The 15,019-nt window shown below is 71.7% G+C and carries 14 protein-coding genes and 1 pseudogene; 3 read left to right on the top strand and 12 right to left on the bottom strand.

The genetic code is table 11. The features are described from left to right. Nucleotides 1–3 precede the first annotated feature (3 nt). Entirely contained in the window at nucleotides 4–1,233 is a 1,230-nt protein-coding gene (locus tag R2B38_RS35855) for a serine hydrolase domain-containing protein (protein WP_318019964.1), read from the top strand. Between the two features lie 25 nt (nucleotides 1,234–1,258). Here the strand turns inward: R2B38_RS35855 and R2B38_RS35850 are convergent, their stop codons facing one another. The 5 genes from R2B38_RS35850 to ribA are packed head-to-tail and all read right to left on the bottom strand — an operon-like array spanning nucleotide 1,259 to nucleotide 6,273. After that, complete coding sequence (locus R2B38_RS35850) at nucleotides 1,259–2,407, bottom strand: saccharopine dehydrogenase family protein (RefSeq protein ID WP_318019963.1); 1,149 nt, start codon at nucleotides 2,405–2,407, stop codon at nucleotides 1,259–1,261. Then, the gene (locus R2B38_RS35845; protein ID WP_318019962.1) at nucleotides 2,400–3,467 is read right to left on the bottom strand and encodes a saccharopine dehydrogenase; all 1,068 of its coding nucleotides are present in this window, start codon (nucleotides 3,465–3,467) and stop codon (nucleotides 2,400–2,402) included. Before R2B38_RS35845 ends, R2B38_RS35850 begins: the two co-directional genes overlap by 8 nt. Beyond that, nucleotides 3,464–4,609, bottom strand: coding sequence for an FAD-binding oxidoreductase (locus R2B38_RS35840; protein WP_318019961.1), 1,146 nt, complete (start codon nucleotides 4,607–4,609; stop codon nucleotides 3,464–3,466). Before R2B38_RS35840 ends, R2B38_RS35845 begins: the two co-directional genes overlap by 4 nt. Then, on the bottom strand, nucleotides 4,606–5,577 hold the full coding sequence (locus R2B38_RS35835) for an ornithine cyclodeaminase family protein (RefSeq protein ID WP_318019960.1): 972 nt from the start codon (nucleotides 5,575–5,577) through the stop codon (nucleotides 4,606–4,608). Before R2B38_RS35835 ends, R2B38_RS35840 begins: the two co-directional genes overlap by 4 nt. Nucleotides 5,578–5,610: 33 nt before the next feature. Further along, the gene (gene ribA / locus R2B38_RS35830; protein ID WP_318019959.1) at nucleotides 5,611–6,273 is read right to left on the bottom strand and encodes a GTP cyclohydrolase II; all 663 of its coding nucleotides are present in this window, start codon (nucleotides 6,271–6,273) and stop codon (nucleotides 5,611–5,613) included. 38 nt (nucleotides 6,274–6,311) lie between these two features. Between ribA and R2B38_RS35825 the strand changes: the two genes are divergently transcribed. Then, nucleotides 6,312–7,067, top strand: coding sequence for a creatininase family protein (locus tag R2B38_RS35825; RefSeq protein WP_318019958.1), 756 nt, complete (start codon nucleotides 6,312–6,314; stop codon nucleotides 7,065–7,067). A gap of 143 nt (nucleotides 7,068–7,210) precedes the next feature. Here the strand turns inward: R2B38_RS35825 and R2B38_RS35820 are convergent. The 5 genes and pseudogenes from R2B38_RS35820 to R2B38_RS35800 all read right to left on the bottom strand — a co-directional run. Further along, a pseudogene (locus tag R2B38_RS35820) lies at nucleotides 7,211–8,470 on the bottom strand (lysylphosphatidylglycerol synthase transmembrane domain-containing protein); the annotation flags it as partial. Between the two features lie 11 nt (nucleotides 8,471–8,481). Then, a complete protein-coding gene (locus R2B38_RS35815; RefSeq protein WP_318019957.1) occupies nucleotides 8,482–9,582 on the bottom strand; it encodes a trans-aconitate methyltransferase in 1,101 nt (366 codons plus the stop codon). Further along, nucleotides 9,579–10,763 (bottom strand): glycosyltransferase family 4 protein, encoded by a 1,185-nt coding sequence (locus R2B38_RS35810; protein WP_318019956.1) that lies wholly within the window; start codon nucleotides 10,761–10,763, stop codon nucleotides 9,579–9,581. Before R2B38_RS35810 ends, R2B38_RS35815 begins: the two co-directional genes overlap by 4 nt. After that, nucleotides 10,760–11,158: a 6-pyruvoyl trahydropterin synthase family protein gene (locus tag R2B38_RS35805; protein ID WP_033285811.1), complete on the bottom strand. Its 399-nt coding sequence runs from the start codon at nucleotides 11,156–11,158 to the stop codon at nucleotides 10,760–10,762. Before R2B38_RS35805 ends, R2B38_RS35810 begins: the two co-directional genes overlap by 4 nt. A gap of 151 nt (nucleotides 11,159–11,309) precedes the next feature. Then, nucleotides 11,310–12,290, bottom strand: a complete 981-nt coding sequence (locus R2B38_RS35800) for a zinc-binding alcohol dehydrogenase (protein WP_318019955.1) — start codon at nucleotides 12,288–12,290, stop codon at nucleotides 11,310–11,312. Between the two features lie 105 nt (nucleotides 12,291–12,395). Between R2B38_RS35800 and R2B38_RS35795 the strand changes: the two genes are divergently transcribed. Then, the gene (locus R2B38_RS35795; RefSeq protein WP_033285813.1) at nucleotides 12,396–13,166 is read left to right on the top strand and encodes a CDP-alcohol phosphatidyltransferase family protein; all 771 of its coding nucleotides are present in this window, start codon (nucleotides 12,396–12,398) and stop codon (nucleotides 13,164–13,166) included. A gap of 111 nt (nucleotides 13,167–13,277) precedes the next feature. On the opposite strand, the gene R2B38_RS35790 is transcribed toward R2B38_RS35795, so the two are convergent. Then, nucleotides 13,278–14,015: a YcnI family protein gene (locus tag R2B38_RS35790; protein ID WP_033285814.1), complete on the bottom strand. Its 738-nt coding sequence runs from the start codon at nucleotides 14,013–14,015 to the stop codon at nucleotides 13,278–13,280. Between the two features lie 39 nt (nucleotides 14,016–14,054). Next, nucleotides 14,055–14,660: a hypothetical protein gene (locus R2B38_RS35785; protein WP_318019954.1), complete on the bottom strand. Its 606-nt coding sequence runs from the start codon at nucleotides 14,658–14,660 to the stop codon at nucleotides 14,055–14,057. Nucleotides 14,661–15,019 lie beyond the last annotated feature (359 nt).

Here is a 15,019-nt window from a genome sequence, read left to right as displayed (position 1 = left end):
GCCATGGCACAGCTGCGACAAGAGGTCGACCCGGACGAGGTCGGACTGGATCACAAGGCGCTGGACCGCCTGGACCAGCACTTCGCCCACTACGTCGACGTGGAGCGCCTGCCGGGCTTCCTGGTGTCCGTGGCCCGCGGCGGCCGCGTCGCCCACCTCACCGCCCACGGGCACCGCGATGTGGCGGCCCAACTGCCCGTCACGCCGGACACGTTGTACCGGATCTACTCCATGACCAAGCCGGTCACCGCGGTCGCCGCGCTGATCCTGATGGAGGAGGGCAAGCTCTCCCTGGACGACCCGGTCGGCGACCACCTGCCGGCCTTCGCGGACATGCGGGTCTACGACAGCGGCTCCGGCGCCGACGTGAAGACGCGGCCGGTGGAGCAGCCGATGCTCATCCGGCACCTGATGACCCACACCTCGGGTATGACCTTCGCGTTCTACCACGCGCACCCGGTCGACGCCCTGTACCGGGACGCGCACCTGGAGTCGTCCGTGCCGCCCGGCGCGAACCTCGCCGAGGCGATCGACATCTACGCGAGCCTGCCGCTCCAGTTCGAGCCCGGCACGCAGTGGAACTACTCCGTCGCCTCGAACGTGCTCGGCCGCGTCGTCGAGGTGGTCTCCGGACAGCGGCTCGACGAGTTCTTCGCCGAGCGGATCTTCCGGCCGCTGGGGATGCCCGACGCCGGCTTCTCCGTACCGGACGAAAAGGCGGACCGGCTCTCCGAGTTGTACGGCGACGCCGACGGCGGCGGGATCGAGCCGATCGCCGGGCTGCCGCTGCGGGGCGGCCGGCCGCGGTTCCTGTCAGGGAGCGGCGGGATGGCGGCGAGCCCGTACGACGTGCACCGGTTCGCGGAGTTCCTGCGCCGCCGGGGCGAACTCGACGGCACCCAGCTGCTCGCGCCCGAGACGGTCGATCTCATGGCCAGCAACCACCTTCCCGGCGGCGCCGACATGCGCGCCTTCGGCAGCCCCGCGCACCAGGAACCCGGCAACGACGGCATGGGCTTCGGCCTCAGCGTCTCCGTGGTCATCGACCCCGAGCGCACCCAATCCCCCATGGGACTGGGCGCGTTCGGGTGGAGCGGCGCGGCGACGACGACGTTCTGGGTGGACCCGGTCCGCGATCTCACCGTGCAGTTCATGACCCAACTGCGGCCCAAGCACTCCCTGAAGATCATCCCGGAGCTGAAGCAACTGGTGCACGAGGCCGTCACGGACTGAGGCTCAGCCGCTTCCCCGGCAGCTGCTACTGATCGACCCGCAGCGTGAACTCCAGCCCCTCCCCCGCCAGTTCACTCAGCCACTCCCGTGACCGTTCCGCCGTCTCCGCCGCCCGGTTCAGGCCGGACGGCAGGTCGTCGGAGAGGATGTGGCGGACGGCGAGGGAGAGCGGGCGCGAGACACAGCGGGCCATCGCGCTCTCCTCCTCGTCGCCGACCAGGTCGAGGAGGTAGCTGCCGGACCAGGTCCTGCCCGTGTCGCCCCGGACGTCCAGGGACACCGCGAGGACGACCCGGTCGTGGTCGGCGTCCGTGGTGGGGTAGGTCGCCGCCAACTCCCTTGCGAGCGCGGCGATCCGGGTGTCGTCGCCCGCCTTCAGCTCCTCGAACACCGCGGCCCAGGCCCGCAGCCAGCCGTCGAGCCGCAGCGTGCCGCGCACGAACGTCCGGGGCGTCCAGGACGCCGGCAGCCCGTACTGCTCGATGAACGGCACGCTGTCCCGGTTCGGATAGACCTCGAAGGTCTCGCCGTCGACGACATGCGGCCGGGTCACCTCCCAGGGCCGCTCGGCCGTGGTCTCCTCGCCGTCCTCCAGGTACCGCGCCGGCGAGCGCAGCGCCCCCAGCACTCCGGCCGGTGCCCAACTGAACCGGTACCGGAAGTCGTTGGGCACGGCGGGGACCCCGCCGCAGTACGAGGTGAGGCTGTACGAGGCATCGCCGCCGATCGCCTCCCGGGCGCGGGCGACCAGGCTGTGCGCGAAGAGATGATCGATTCCGGGGTCGAGACCGGCCTCGGTGAGGACGACGATCCCCGCCTTCTCGGCCGCCGGTACCTGTTCCAGGACGGCGTCCGAGACATAGCTGGAGCAGGCGAAGTGTGCCTGCCGTCGCACGCAGACCGCCAGCAGCGCCGCGTGTTCGGGCGCGGGCAGCATGGAGACGACGACGTCTCCGGGCGCCAACTCGGCTGCGAGCGCGCCGAGTTCGAACGAACGCGGTTCGGCGCGTCCCGTCAGGCCCAGGTGGTCGAGGGCCTGCGCCGCGCGCTCCTCGGTGCGGTGCCACAGCCGTACCCGCTCGGCCGTGTCGCAGAGCAGGGCGAGCCCGCTGCCCGTGGACAGTCCGGCGCCGATCCAGTGGACGGTACCGCTCGCGCGCACCACGTCAGACATGGCCCAACTCCCCATCCGCTACGGCGATTCCGAGTTCACGCGACTTCGTACGGAACAGGTCCAGGTCGCGCCGCCACGCCTCGCCGGTCCCGAAGTGCAGGAGTTGGGGCAGCAGCGCGGCCGAGAAGTCGGTGCTGGACTCCCCCGGGAGGAGGGACGGCAGGTTGTCGATCGCGATGAGGTCGAGCGGCGGACGTTCGTGCAACTGCCGTACCGGGTCGTCCCATTCGGTCGTGCGGTCGTAGACCGGCAGGACGTTGAGCGGTGATCCGACGTCGCAGGTGACGTCGGAGACGGTGCGCAGGCGGCGGGTCGGGTCGTCCAGGTCCGGCTCGCGGAGGAAGGGCGGGACCGGGGTCGTGGCCAGAACGCAGTTGACCAGCACGTCGCGGGCCAACAGGGCCGGGCGGTCGAGGTTCTGGGTCTCGGCCATGTCCCAACAGGTCGGCTCGATCCCGGCCGTGGAGAACGCGACCCGCGCTCCTCGCCCGCTGCGCCCCAGCGCGCCGATCACCAGCGCGCTGAACTCCGCGTCCCCAGGGGCAGGTTGGAGCAGCTCGTCCAACTCCTCCTTCGACGTGGGCGTCAACGGCGCGACCAGTCGGCCCCGGTGCTGGAGTACGGCAAGCGCCGCGCCCAAGTAGCCCGCCCAGAAGCCGAACGCGGCGAGGCGGCGGCCTTTGTCGTCCACCAGGTATTCGAGGTCGAGCAGCGCTCCGCCCCCGGCCGCGAACCGGCTCAGCAGGTCACTCGCTCCCGGCTGGCCCTTGTAGGCGTGCCCGAAGAAGATGTGACGGTGGGTCAACTCCTTCGGTTCGTCCGGAAGTTCCTTCAGGCCGAGGACGACGGTGTCCTCCGGCGCCGACACCCACGAGCCCGCGGGCACCACGCGGGCGCCGATCGCCTCGTAGTCCTCGATCGGGAAGATCCGTTGCGGGGACTCCTCGACCGTGAGGGTCACGCCGTTCTCGACGAGGTGGCGGGCGTCCGAGGGGACGACCGGGGTGCGGCGCTCGGTCGTGCGGGGCTCGTGGCGCAGCCACAGATGGAGCTCGGTCATACCAGGTTGACCTCCGGGCGCGGGGCGTCGGCCGCGAACCGGCCGGCGCTCAGGGGGCTGACGTCCACGAAGGGTACGTGGCCGAGGTACAGGTCGCGGACGACCTCGCCGACGGCCGGTCCCTGGAGGAAACCGTGGCCGGAGAAGCCGGTGGCGTAGAGGAAGCGGGAGACCGAAGTCGCCTCGCCGATCAGGGCGTTGTGGTCCGGCGTGTTCTCGTACAGGCCCGCCCAGCCGCCGGTGCGGCGCAGCTCCAGGAGGTCGGGGGCGCGGCGGCGCATGGCGTCGGCGAGGCGCGGGATCCAGCGGTCGTGGGTGTCGGTGGCGAAGCCGGGACGCTCGTCGGGGTCGGACATGCCGACGAGGAGGCCGGGGCCCTCGGCGTGGAAGTAGAGGCTGGTGGTGAAGTCGATCGTCATGGGGAGGTCGGGCGGCAGTCCTTGGACCGGTCCCGTGACCGCGATCTGGCGGCGCAGCGGCTGCACGGGGAGGTCCACGCCGGCCATCGCGCCGATCCCCTTGGACCAGGCGCCAGCCGCGCAGATCACGGTGTCGGTATCGATGCGGCCCAGGGTCGTCACGACCGCCGTGATGGTGTCGCCGTGGGTCTCGATGCCGGTGACGTCGGTGTGGCGCAGGATCGTGGCGCCGTGGGCACGGGCGGCGGCCGCGTAGCCGTGGACGACCGCCTCGGGGGTGCAGTGACCGTCGTCGGGCGAGTAGGCGGCGGCGATGAGGCCTTCGGTGCTGATCAGCGGGGAGAGGCGCTGCGCGTCGGCGGGGTCGATCATGCGGCTGGGCACGTTCAGGGAGTTCTGGAGGCGGACGCCCGTCTCGAAGGACGCCACGTCCTCGGGCGTGGAGAGCAGGAACAGGTAACCGACGCGATGTAACCCGATGTCGTAGCCGGTGTCCTCCTCGAAGCGTTCGAAGGCCTCCAGACTGCGGGCGCCGAGCTGCACGTTGAGCCCGTCGGAGAACTGCGCGCGTACGCCGCCGGCCGCCTTGGAGGTGGACCCGGCGGCGAGTTCGTCCCGTTCCACGAGGACCACGTCTCTGACGCCGGCGCGGGCCAGGTGATAGGCGATGCTGGTGCCGATGACCCCGCCGCCGATGACGACGACCTCTGCCTGACGCTTCACGGGCGCTCCTTCTGTGCCGCGTGGATGACGGCCCAGGCCGCTGCCGCGTCCTGGATGCCGAGTCCGACGCTGTTGTAGTGGACGATGTCGTCGGGTCGGGTACGGGCGGTGCGGCGGCCGGTGAGGACGGCGCCGAGCGGGATCAGGTCCTCGGGGGTCAACAGGCCCTCGCGCAGGGCGCCGACGATCGGTCCGGCGTGCTCGGCGGCCGTCTCCGGGTCGTCGACCACGACGGCCGCGGATCGCCGTAGGACGTCCAGGTCGACCTCGCTGCGGGTGGGTTCGAACGAGCCCACGCTGACGACCGTGCAGCCGGGCGCGAGCCAGGCGCCGCGCACCACGGGGGTGGTGCTGAGCGTGCAGGCGGCGACCACGGACGCGTCGGTCACGGCTTCCTCCGCGGTGGCCACCGCCTCGACGGGGAAGGGGAGTTGGGCCGTCAGCGTCCGGGCGGCCTGTGCGCGCCGCTCGGGGTTCGGGCTCCACAGGCGTACGGACTTCAGGTCCCGGACCCGGGCGATCGCGCGGACATGGGCGAGGGCCTGGGTGCCCGAGCCGAGGACGCCGAGACGGTCGGCGTCGGGGACGGCCAGCGCGTCGACGGCGACGGCGCTGCCCGCGGCGGTGCGCAGGGTCGTGACGGCCGTGCCGTCCATGACCGCGACCAGTTGTCCGGTGGACCGGTCCAAAGCGCTGATCACCGCGTGGACCGTGGGCAGCCCGGCGCGTGCGTTGGCCGGGTTGACGCTGCCGAACTTCGCCACCGGCCCGGTGTCCGCCGACAGCCGGGAGACGTAGGCGAAGACGACACTGTCGTCGAAACGGCTCGGGTGCATGATCTTGCCGGGCAGGTCGGCGTCGCCGTCACCGAGCGCGGTGAAGGCCGCGCGCTGCGAGGCGATGGCCGCGTCGGTGTCGAGCAGGTCCGTGACCCGGTCGCCGGAGAGGAAGAGGACGTCGTCGGTCATTCCCTCTTCCTGTCCGGACCGCGCTCACCCGAATCAGGACCAGTGCGCCACCGCGTCCAGATGGGGCAGGTGGTGGTCGAGACGCTCCCGCTTGGTGCGGAGGTAGGTGATGTTGTTCTCGCACGGCGGGATCAACAGCGGTACCTCTTCGGAGACTTTGATGCCGTGTTCCAGCAACGCCTCGCGTTTGCGCGGGTTGTTGGAGAGCAGGCGGACGCTGGCCACGCCCAGGTCGTGCAGGATCTCGGCGGCGACGCCGTAGTCGCGGGCGTCGACCGGCAGGCCGAGGGCGAGGTTCGCCTCGACGGTGTCGAGACCCTCCGCCTGCAGGGCCATCGCGCGCAACTTGGCGAGCAGGCCTATGCCCCGGCCCTCGTGCCCTCTCAAGTAGACGACGATGCCCCGGCCTTCGGCGACGACGGCCCGCATCGCGGCGTCCAACTGGTCGCCGCACTCGCAGTGCTGGGAGCCGAAGGCATCGCCCGTCAGGCACTCCGAGTGGAGCCGGGTGAGTACGTCGTCCGTGCCGATGTCACCGTAGACCAGGGCCACTTGCTCGTCACCGCGGTCGTGGTCCAGGTAACCGATCGCCTGGAATTTGCCGTACACGGTGGGCAAGGGAGCATTCACGACGCGTTCCGCGCCCCTGGGCTGCGCGGACTTCTGCTTGCCGAGTACGCCAATGTTTTCTGTCATGATCTGGTTCCTAAGCAGAGACGAAAGGCCGTGAAAAAATGAATGGTTCGGGCTCACGGACGGCGGCATACGGACTGGTGCCGGCGGACACCACGGAGGACGTGCGGGCTAGGGGGGCAGAAGTATCAACACAGGTCGCCGTCCTTCCGGTCGGCAGTTTCGAGCAGCACGGCCCGTATCTTCCGCTGGCGACCGACACGTTGGTCGCCTGTGCCGTGGCCCGGGAGATCGCCGCGGCGTACCCGGTGCATCTCCTCCCTCCGGTGACGATGGCCTGCTCGCACGAGCACGCGGCCTGGCCGGGGACCGTCAGCATCTCTTCCGTGACCCTTCATGCGGTGGTGCGGGACATCGCGGACTCGCTCCGCCGCTCGGGGGTCGAGACCCTGGTGGTGGTCAACGGTCACGGCGGAAACTACGTGCTGGGCAACGTCGTTCAGGAGTCTTCTGCCCGCGGTGAGCGGATGGCGCTGTTCCCGGCCGCGGAGGACTGGGAGACGGCGCTGGAGCGGGCCGGGGTGCTGACCTCGTTGCTCACCGATATGCACGCGGGGGAAATCGAGACCTCCATTCTTCTGCACGCTCATCCCGAATTGATCCGTCCCGGATATGAGACCTCCGATTTCGTCGCCGACGACCGTCGCCATCTCCTGACGCTCGGTATGTCCGGCTATACCGAGTCGGGCGTCATCGGGCGCCCGTCCCTCGGCTCGGCGGAAAAGGGGAAGGCACTGCTGGCGAGCCTCGCCGATTCCTTCGGCGCGTATTTCTCGCTGCTGACCGCACAGTCCTGAGCGGGCACCGGGTCCGGTACGGCGCCGCCGGGCCCGGCGGCGGTGCGCAGGCCCGCGCCCCAGCGGACGACGAGCACGGCCAGGCCGGGCAGGGCGGCGACGAAGCTGAGCACGCCGTAGATCACCGAGACGGACAGTCCGCTGGTCGCCCCGAGGCCCGCGGCGCCGAACGCCCAGGCGGTGACGCCCTCGCGAGGCCCCCAGCCGCCGACGTTCAGCGGCAGGCCCATGGCGACCAGCGCGAGGACCGCGATCGGCATCAACTGGGCGACGGTGGCGGCGGATCCGGCCGCCCGGGCGGCGACCACGAACATCGCGAGGTGGCCGGCCAGGATGATCAGCGAGGAGAAGGTGACGCCGGGCCAGTTGGCGCGGGAGAACAGTCCGGCGCGCGCCTCGTCGAGGGTGGTGCGCAGAGCGCGGCCCCGGCGGGTGGCGGTGGCCGGACGGTTCATGCGTACGGCGGCCACGACGGCGAGCGCTCCGAGGGCGGCGAGCAGCACGAGCGGGGCGACGTTGCGGGCGTCGGCCATCACCGGGGAGTCGAGGCCCAGCAGGACCGTCACGCCCACGACGGCCAGCGCGATCTGGCCCGCGACACGTTCCAGGACGACGGCGCGGACGGCGCGGCCCATGTCACCGGCGCTCTGTCCGTGGCGGACCGCGCGGTGCACATCGCCGAGGATGCCGCCGGGCAGGGCCGCGTTGAGGAACAGGGCGCGGTAGTAGTCGGCGACGGCCGGGCCGAGCGGCAGCTTGATGCGCAGGCCGCGTGCCACCAGGGCCCAGCGCCAGGCGCTGAACACCGTGGTGACCACGCCGATGGCGAGGCCGATCAGCAGGGTCGGGGCGTCGATGCGGCGCAGGCCGTCCAGGAAGACGCCGGTGCCCAGGCGCCAGAGGAGGACGCCGAGGATGGTGACACCGGCGACCGTGCCGAAGTGGGTGCGTACCGCGCGGGAGTTCACCCGGGTCAGGATCGCGCGCAGGACGCGGCGGGCGGCGGTGGACCGGTCCAAGTCGGAGTTCGGGGCGGCGCCGGTGGACCGGTCCAGGCTGGAGCGCGGGTCGGTGTCGGTGGACCGGTCCAAGCTGGAGCGCGGGTCGGTGTCGGTGGACCGGTCCAAGCCGGAGGTCGGGTCGGTGCCGGTGGACCGGTCCAAGCCGGCGCGCGGGGCGGTGCCGGTGGACCGGTCCAAGCCGGGACGCGGGGCGGCGACGATCACCCCGATGCGGTCGCCGGAGACGGCCGAACTGTGCAGCGGCGGCGTGTGCTTGGGCCGGCGTACCTCTTCTGCGACTTCCACGGCGGTCTCGGTACGCACCGCGAGGACGACCGGTGTGGACCGGTCCACACGCACCCTGCGTGTCCTGGTGCTCGGCCTCGGCGCGACCGTGCGCATCGTCTCGACGCTCATGACGTGCCCCCCGTCGGCCGGGCCAGTGCCAGCAGGTCGCTGTGGTGGACGAGCACACTCAACTCCCCTGCCGCGCAAGCCGCGAGGCGCCGTTCCAGATACTGGTCGGCACGCTCCTTCAGCTCGGGGCGTTCCTCGACGGCCGCACCGATCCAGCCGCGCAGCCACTCGGCGGTGAGCGCGGCCTCGTCGGGTCCGAGCCGCCAGGCGCTCGGGTGGACGCGGACCGTGGCGCCGTGTGCGGCGAAGGCCTCGCAGGTGACGGTGACGGCGTCCGGGCCGAGGAGGCCGTCGCGCCGCTGGTGGGCGTTGAACGCGTCCGCGATCTCCGCGTCCATCGGGTCGGACGGGGTGAGTTCGACCTTGCCCGCCACCGACAGCGTGAGCAGCGCCGGGCAGCCGGCGCCGACACAGGCGGCGACGAGGGCGTCGACCTCCTCGCGGGTGAGGACGTCCAGCAGCGCGGAGGCCGTCACCAGCGAGGCACCGACCAGCGCGTCCGGGGTCAGCCGGGCCACGTCACCGCGCCGGGTCTCGACCGTGACGCGGCTGCCGTCGGCGGCGGCGCGAGGGGAAGCCACGGCGGCGAAGTGCAGAAGGTAGGGATCACGGTCGTGCAGGATCCAGTGCTGGGCACCGTCCAGGCGGGGCGCGAGCCACCGTCCCATCGAGCCGGTGCCGCAGCCCAGGTCGTGGATGACGACCCCGGAGCGGCCGGGCAGGTTGGCCAGCCGGATGCGCAGCGGGTCGAGCAGTTCGGGCGCCCGCGCCACGGCGTCGGCACCCTCCCGCAGCTCCAGCCACTCGGGCGCGTAGCGCGGCGGGTCGTCGGGTCCGACGTCCCGCAGCCGTACGGTGGCCCGCTCGCCGGGGCGGCCGGCGGGTCCGGCGCCGGGGATCACGGAACCGGGCCCCGTCTGCTCCTCGGCGTCCATTGGAACGGTCCCAGCCATCACGTCCTCCGGCCCCGGCTGGTCAGCCGTCGCGTCGTTCGCCTCGGGCTGCACCGGGGCGACCAGCATGCCCAGCGGTACGCCCCTGGGCCCCGGCTGCGCCGGGATCCGTCCAGCCTGTGTCGTGGTGGCCGTCTTCCTCATGCCGCCCTCCGGGGTTCGCTGGGGAGCCGGGTGAGGACGCCGGCCAGACTGCGGGCCGTGGTGGCCCACCCGTCGAGGGCCGCGCGCCGGCCCCGGGCCGCCGCCTTGAGCCGCCGGCGTACGTCGGCCTCGCCGAACCAGCCGCGCAGTTCGGCGGCGAGGGCCGCGGGATCCTCCGGCGGGACGAGGATGCCGGGCACCCCGCCGTCGGGGGCGCGGCCGACCGCCTCGGGGAGGCCGCCGACGTCCGTGGCCAGCACGGGAATTCCGCGCGCGAGGGCCTCGGTGACGGCCATGCCGTACGTCTCGGCGTACGACATCAGGACCATGAGGTCGGCGGAGGCGTAGGTGGCGTCGAGTTCGGCGCCGGCCCGCGGGCCGGCGAGGTGCAGCCGGTCCTGGAGGCCGTGGCGCTCGATGAGGCCGCGCAGATGGTCGACGTACTCCGGGTCGTTGCCGAAGCCTCCGACGCAGACGCAGGTCCACGGCAGGTCGGCCGCGGCGGCGAGGGCCTCGATCAGCCGGTGCTGGCCCTTGCGCGGGGTCAGCGTGGCCACGCACAGGAGGCGGGAGACGCCGTCGGTGCCGGAGGCGAGGGGGGCGATGTCGGCGCCGGGGGTGGCGACATGGACCCGGTCGGGGGCCAGGCCGTGGTGCGAGACGAGACGGCGGACCGCCCAGTCGCTGGTGCCGATCACCGCGGACACCGCCCGCAGGACCGTGCGCTCCTTGGCGTCCAGCTCCGCGGCGACGGCGGCCTCCAGGCCGGTCTCGTCGCCGAGCGGGAGGTGGACCAGGACGGCCAGGCTCAGCCGGTCGGCCTCCGGGACGACGATCTCGGGGACTCCGCAGGCCACGATCCCGTCCATGAGGACGGCGGCACCGTCCGGCAACTCGCTCAGCACCCGGGCGAGTTCGGCACGGGCGTCCGCGCCGGGCCGGGGCCACCCGCCGTCCACGGCGTGCTTGTGGACCTGCCAGCCGAAGCCGGGCAGGTCCAGGCTGACGCGGCGGTCGTAGGCGTTGCCGCCGCTCGGCGTGGCCGGGTCGTCGACACCGCCCGGCATCACGAAGTGCACGGTGCGCAGGGACATGGGGATGATCTCGGCATTCCGGGAGGCCGCGCGCTGTGCGGGCAGGAATCCCAGCGAGGGGGCGCGGTCGATGGTCACGTCGCTCACAGGGCACGCTCGTAACTCGCCCAGGCGACGTGCGACTCGTGCAGGGTGACCTGGAGTCCGGTGAGGCCGCGGGCGCCCTCGCCGAGCGCGCCCTTCTGGATCCGCTCGGCGAGCCGGTCGGCGATGACCTTCGCGAGGAACTCCGTCGAGGTGTTGACCCCGGCGAAGTCGGGCTCGTTGTCGAGGTTTCTGTAGTTCAACTCGCTGACGACGGCGCCCAGTTCCTGGGTGGCCAGTCCGATGTCGACGACGATGTTGTCGTCGTCCAGCTGCTCGCGCCGGAAGGTGGCGTCCACCAGGAACGTGGCTCCGTGCAACCGCTGGGCGGGCCCGAACACTTCGCCGTGGAAGCTGTGGGCGATCATGATGTGATCGCGAACGGTGATGCTGAACAACGGACGACCCTCCAGGTGCGGCGCGTCTGGTCCCCCGGCTGATCCCTGCCGGGGGATGCCGTGTAGTACGGCTCCACGCCTCCCCCTGTTCAGCCGACTCTCACTCTTTTCTCAGGTCAGACGCTCTTGCTCGTACGGAATTGAACAGTTCTCAGCCGATGTCGGTGTAACGCACCCGGTGGCACAGCGCCGGGATCTCCCCCGAGGCGAGCCTGGGCAGCAGCTGGGGCAACTCCTCGAAGTCGCTCTCTCCGGTGACCAGGGCGTCCAGCGCCGGGTCCGCGAGCAGGTCGAGGGCGAGGGCGAGCCGGTCGGCGTAGCTGCGATTGGAACGGGCCGGGGACACGGTCCCGACCTGGCTGCTACGGATGACCAGGCGGCGCGAATGGAACGCCTCACCGAGCGGGAGGCTCACTTTCCGGTCGCCGTACCAGCTCAGTTCGAGGACGGTGCCCTCGGGCGTGAGGAGTTCCAGTGCGCGGGTGAGCCCCTGTTCGGTGGCGCTGGCGTGGACGACGAGATCGCAGTCGCCGAGCGCGTCCGCAGGCAGCGCGAAGCCGACTCCCAGCGCCTCGGCGATCTTCGCGCGCGCCGGGTCGGCGTCCACCAACTGCACGCGCACGCCCGGGAAACGGCCCAGCAGCGCGGCCACCGAGCAGCCGACCATCCCGCCCCCGACCACCGCGATCCGGTCACCGACCAGCGGCGCCGCGTCCCACAGCGCGTTGACGGCGGTCTCCACGGTCCCGGCGAGAACGGCCCGCCCGGCGGGCACGGACTCCGGCACGGGTGTGACGGCGCTCGCGGGGACGACGTAGCGCGTCTGATGCGGATAGAGACAGAAGACGGTACGGCCGAGCAGCGCGGCCGGGCCCTCCTCGACCACCCCGACGTTGAGGTAGCCGTACTTCACCGGACCTGGGAAGTCGCCCTCTTGGAACGGTCCACGCATGGTCGCGTGCTGGCTCTCGGGGACGCCCCCGCGGAAGACCAGGGTCTCGGTGCCGCGGCTCACGCCCGACCACAGGGAGCGGACCACCACCTCGTCCTCGGCGGGGTCCGGCAGAACGACGTCACGTATCTCGCCGTGACCCGGTGGACCGATCCAAAACGCCCTCGCGGTGCGCTTCATCGGAATCCTCCTGAACGATCGGGAAGCTGTTCACGTACGGGTAACCACAGGCCGCGCACAGTACGCGGCGTTGATCGACTCTGTCATACGGCCGGAGGGTGTGCGGTGGCCCTGAACAACACATACGAAGCAAGGCTGGTCCAGCAGGAGACCGCTGTGGGAGCGGGCGTTCAGATCCTGTTGCTGGCGTTGCTCGGCACGGCGATCGGAATGGGGCCGGCCGGCTGGCTGACCGGCCTGGCATTCGCGATCGCCACCTGGGCCGTGCTCTCCAAGGCGCTGCACCGGACCCGGACGCGTTCCTTCGGCCCGGCCAACCGGGTCACCCTCGGCCGGGCCATCCTGGTCGGCGGGGTGACCGCGCTGGTCGCGGACTCCTTCGAGAGCTCGCCGCCGGTCACGCTGTTCGTCGGCCTGACGGCGGTGGCCCTGATCCTGGACGGCGTCGACGGCAAGGTCGCCCGGCGCACGGGCACCTCCACCGCGCTGGGGGCGCGCTTCGACATGGAGGTCGACGCGTTCCTCATCCTGGTCCTCAGCGTCTACGTCTCCACCCAACTCGGCCCGTGGGTCCTGCTGATCGGCGCCATGCGCTACGGCTTCGTCGCCGCGGCCCGCGTCTGGCTGTGGCTCAACGCCCCGCTGCCGCCGAGCACCGCCCGCAAGACGGTCGCCGCCACCCAGGGCATCCTGCTGCTCCTCGCGGGCGCGAACCTGCTGCCGTACGCGGCCAACATGGGCGTGGTGGCCCTCGCGCTCGGCACGCTCGTGTGGTCCTTCGGCCGCGACATCCTGTGGCTCTGGCGCACCTCGCGCACCTCCCTCGTCGAGGAGGTTCCGGTGGAGGAGAAGCTGCTGGAACTGGTCTCGCAGTAGGGACGGTTGCGCCGAAGGGGCCCGGATCACTGATGATCCGGGCCCCTTCGGCGTACTACGACGCCAGTCCTACGACCTCTGTTCTACGACTTCGGTTCTTCGACTCCGGTTCTACGACCGCGGGGTCCGGCTGCGCACGATCGCGAAGGCGCCCGCCGCGAGGCCGAGTACGCCGACGATCAGCCCGGCGATGCCGAGCCCGCGGGCGGTCGAGTCGCTGCTCGACGAGGAGGCGGTGGTGGACTTCGTGGAGGTGGCCGCCGCCGTGGTCGAGGCGGCCGGGGTCTCGTCACCGTCCTCGCTCTCCTTGGCGGTGAGCTTGAGGACGGGCGCCGGGTTCTCCGGCTCGTCGTCGCCCGCCGCGGCCTCCTCGATCCAGCGCACGACATCGCCGTCCGAGTAGGTCTGGAGCGTCTTGAACGCCAACTGGTCGGTGTCGTCGGGCAGTTGACCGAAGGCGACGTTGAAGTCCTCGTACTGTCCGGCCGCGATCTTCCCGCCGGTCCAGGTGATCTGGGAGACGGCGTCGGTGATGGTGCCGTCGTCGGTCTTCACCGGCGTCTTGAGCTTGCTGGTGGTGACCTTCGCGGTCCAGCCGTTCTGCGGGGTGACCAGCACGCCGAGGACGGGGTGGTCGGTGGGCAGATAGACCTGGACCTTGGTGGTGCTCGCCTTGTCCTCCTCGTTGGGGACGCGGAAGGTGAGGACACCGTCCGTCGCACCCTTGGCGTAACTCTCCGGGTGGACGGTGACGTGCGCGGAGGCGACCCCGGCGGCGGCCAGGACTCCGGCGGTGGCGAGCGCGGCGACGGTGCCTGCGCGGCGCAGGGTGGTGCGGTGTGCGGACATGGTGAGGTGATCTCCGTACGGGAAAAGGAAGTTGGGTGGTCAGACCGGGTACGGGATCGGGTCCGGTGGTCCTCTGCGGCTGACCGCGTGCCGCAGGAGGAGTTGGCGCAGGGGGGCCGCGTCGGCGGCGGTACGTCCGGGGCGGCGGGTGGTGCGGGCGGGCTGGGGTGCGGGAGCCTCCCGCCACCAGGCGACGAGGCCCGGTACGAAGGCGACGGCCCAGCGCAGCAACGACCACAGCGCGGCCTCCCCGCGCCGCAGCCACCAGGCAGCGACGAGCGCGGCGACGATGTGGGCGGCCACGGCGTGCGGGGTCATCGCCTGCGTCTGCCGCATGGGTGCCATCGCGTGCCCGGACATGTGCGCCATACCGGCCATCGCCATACCGGTCCGCGGCCGCGCGACATCGAACCCGAGGTGGAGCCCGGCCTGCGTGGCGAGCATGGCGGCACCGATGCCGGGCAGGGACCGTTCCCGCCCGCCGAGCAGCCACCCCATGACGAACACGACGAGGAACCCGGCACCGTCCGCCCACAACGGAGGCGTGGCACCGGTGGCGAGCCCGTGCCCGGCGGCAGCCAGCAGCACACACACCGCGGCGAACACCGCGGCGCGCAGGCTCCGTACCGCCGGGGATGCGCTCATGGTGACGGATCCTCCCACGCACCGCTGCCGCCGTTGCCGTCGATGGCGGTTTAGGGGGCAGCTCATATCTGGTTCATGGCTTGGTACGGCGGTGGCGCGTGGGACGTTCAGCGCGGGTGGGGTGACTCCTGCGGGCATGCGTTGATTTACCGGGATACGGCGCTGCTGGAACGGTCCAGGGGCGGGGATTCTGCGGGCGGGCTGTACGGGAACGGTCCAAGCGTGGGGACTCTGGGGGCGGGTGCTGCGGGAACGGTCCAAACGCGCGGACTCTGGGGGCGGGTGCTACGGGAACGGTCCAAACGCACGGACTCTGAGCGCCGGCGCTACGGAAACGGTCCAAACGCACGGACTCTGAG

Source organism: Streptomyces sp. N50 (assembly GCF_033335955.1).
GTDB lineage: Bacteria > Actinomycetota > Actinomycetes > Streptomycetales > Streptomycetaceae > Streptomyces.
Note: the sequence above shows the minus strand (reverse complement) of the source record. Positions and strands in the feature narration are given on the sequence as shown.

Excerpts from the sequence above, each read along its gene's own strand:
- R2B38_RS35855 (WP_318019964.1), top strand. The coding sequence starts at position 4 with ATGGCACAGCTGCGACAAGAGGTCGACCCGGACGAGGTCGGACTGGAT.
- R2B38_RS35850 (WP_318019963.1), bottom strand. The coding sequence starts at position 2,407 with ATGTCTGACGTGGTGCGCGCGAGCGGTACCGTCCACTGGATCGGCGCC.
- R2B38_RS35845 (WP_318019962.1), bottom strand. The coding sequence starts at position 3,467 with ATGACCGAGCTCCATCTGTGGCTGCGCCACGAGCCCCGCACGACCGAG.
- R2B38_RS35835 (WP_318019960.1), bottom strand. The coding sequence starts at position 5,577 with ATGACCGACGACGTCCTCTTCCTCTCCGGCGACCGGGTCACGGACCTG.
- ribA (WP_318019959.1), bottom strand. The coding sequence starts at position 6,273 with ATGACAGAAAACATTGGCGTACTCGGCAAGCAGAAGTCCGCGCAGCCC.
- R2B38_RS35825 (WP_318019958.1), top strand. The coding sequence starts at position 6,312 with ATGAATGGTTCGGGCTCACGGACGGCGGCATACGGACTGGTGCCGGCG.
- R2B38_RS35815 (WP_318019957.1), bottom strand. The coding sequence starts at position 9,582 with ATGAGGAAGACGGCCACCACGACACAGGCTGGACGGATCCCGGCGCAG.
- R2B38_RS35800 (WP_318019955.1), bottom strand. The coding sequence starts at position 12,290 with ATGAAGCGCACCGCGAGGGCGTTTTGGATCGGTCCACCGGGTCACGGC.
- R2B38_RS35790 (WP_033285814.1), bottom strand. The coding sequence starts at position 14,015 with ATGTCCGCACACCGCACCACCCTGCGCCGCGCAGGCACCGTCGCCGCG.
- R2B38_RS35785 (WP_318019954.1), bottom strand. The coding sequence starts at position 14,660 with ATGAGCGCATCCCCGGCGGTACGGAGCCTGCGCGCCGCGGTGTTCGCC.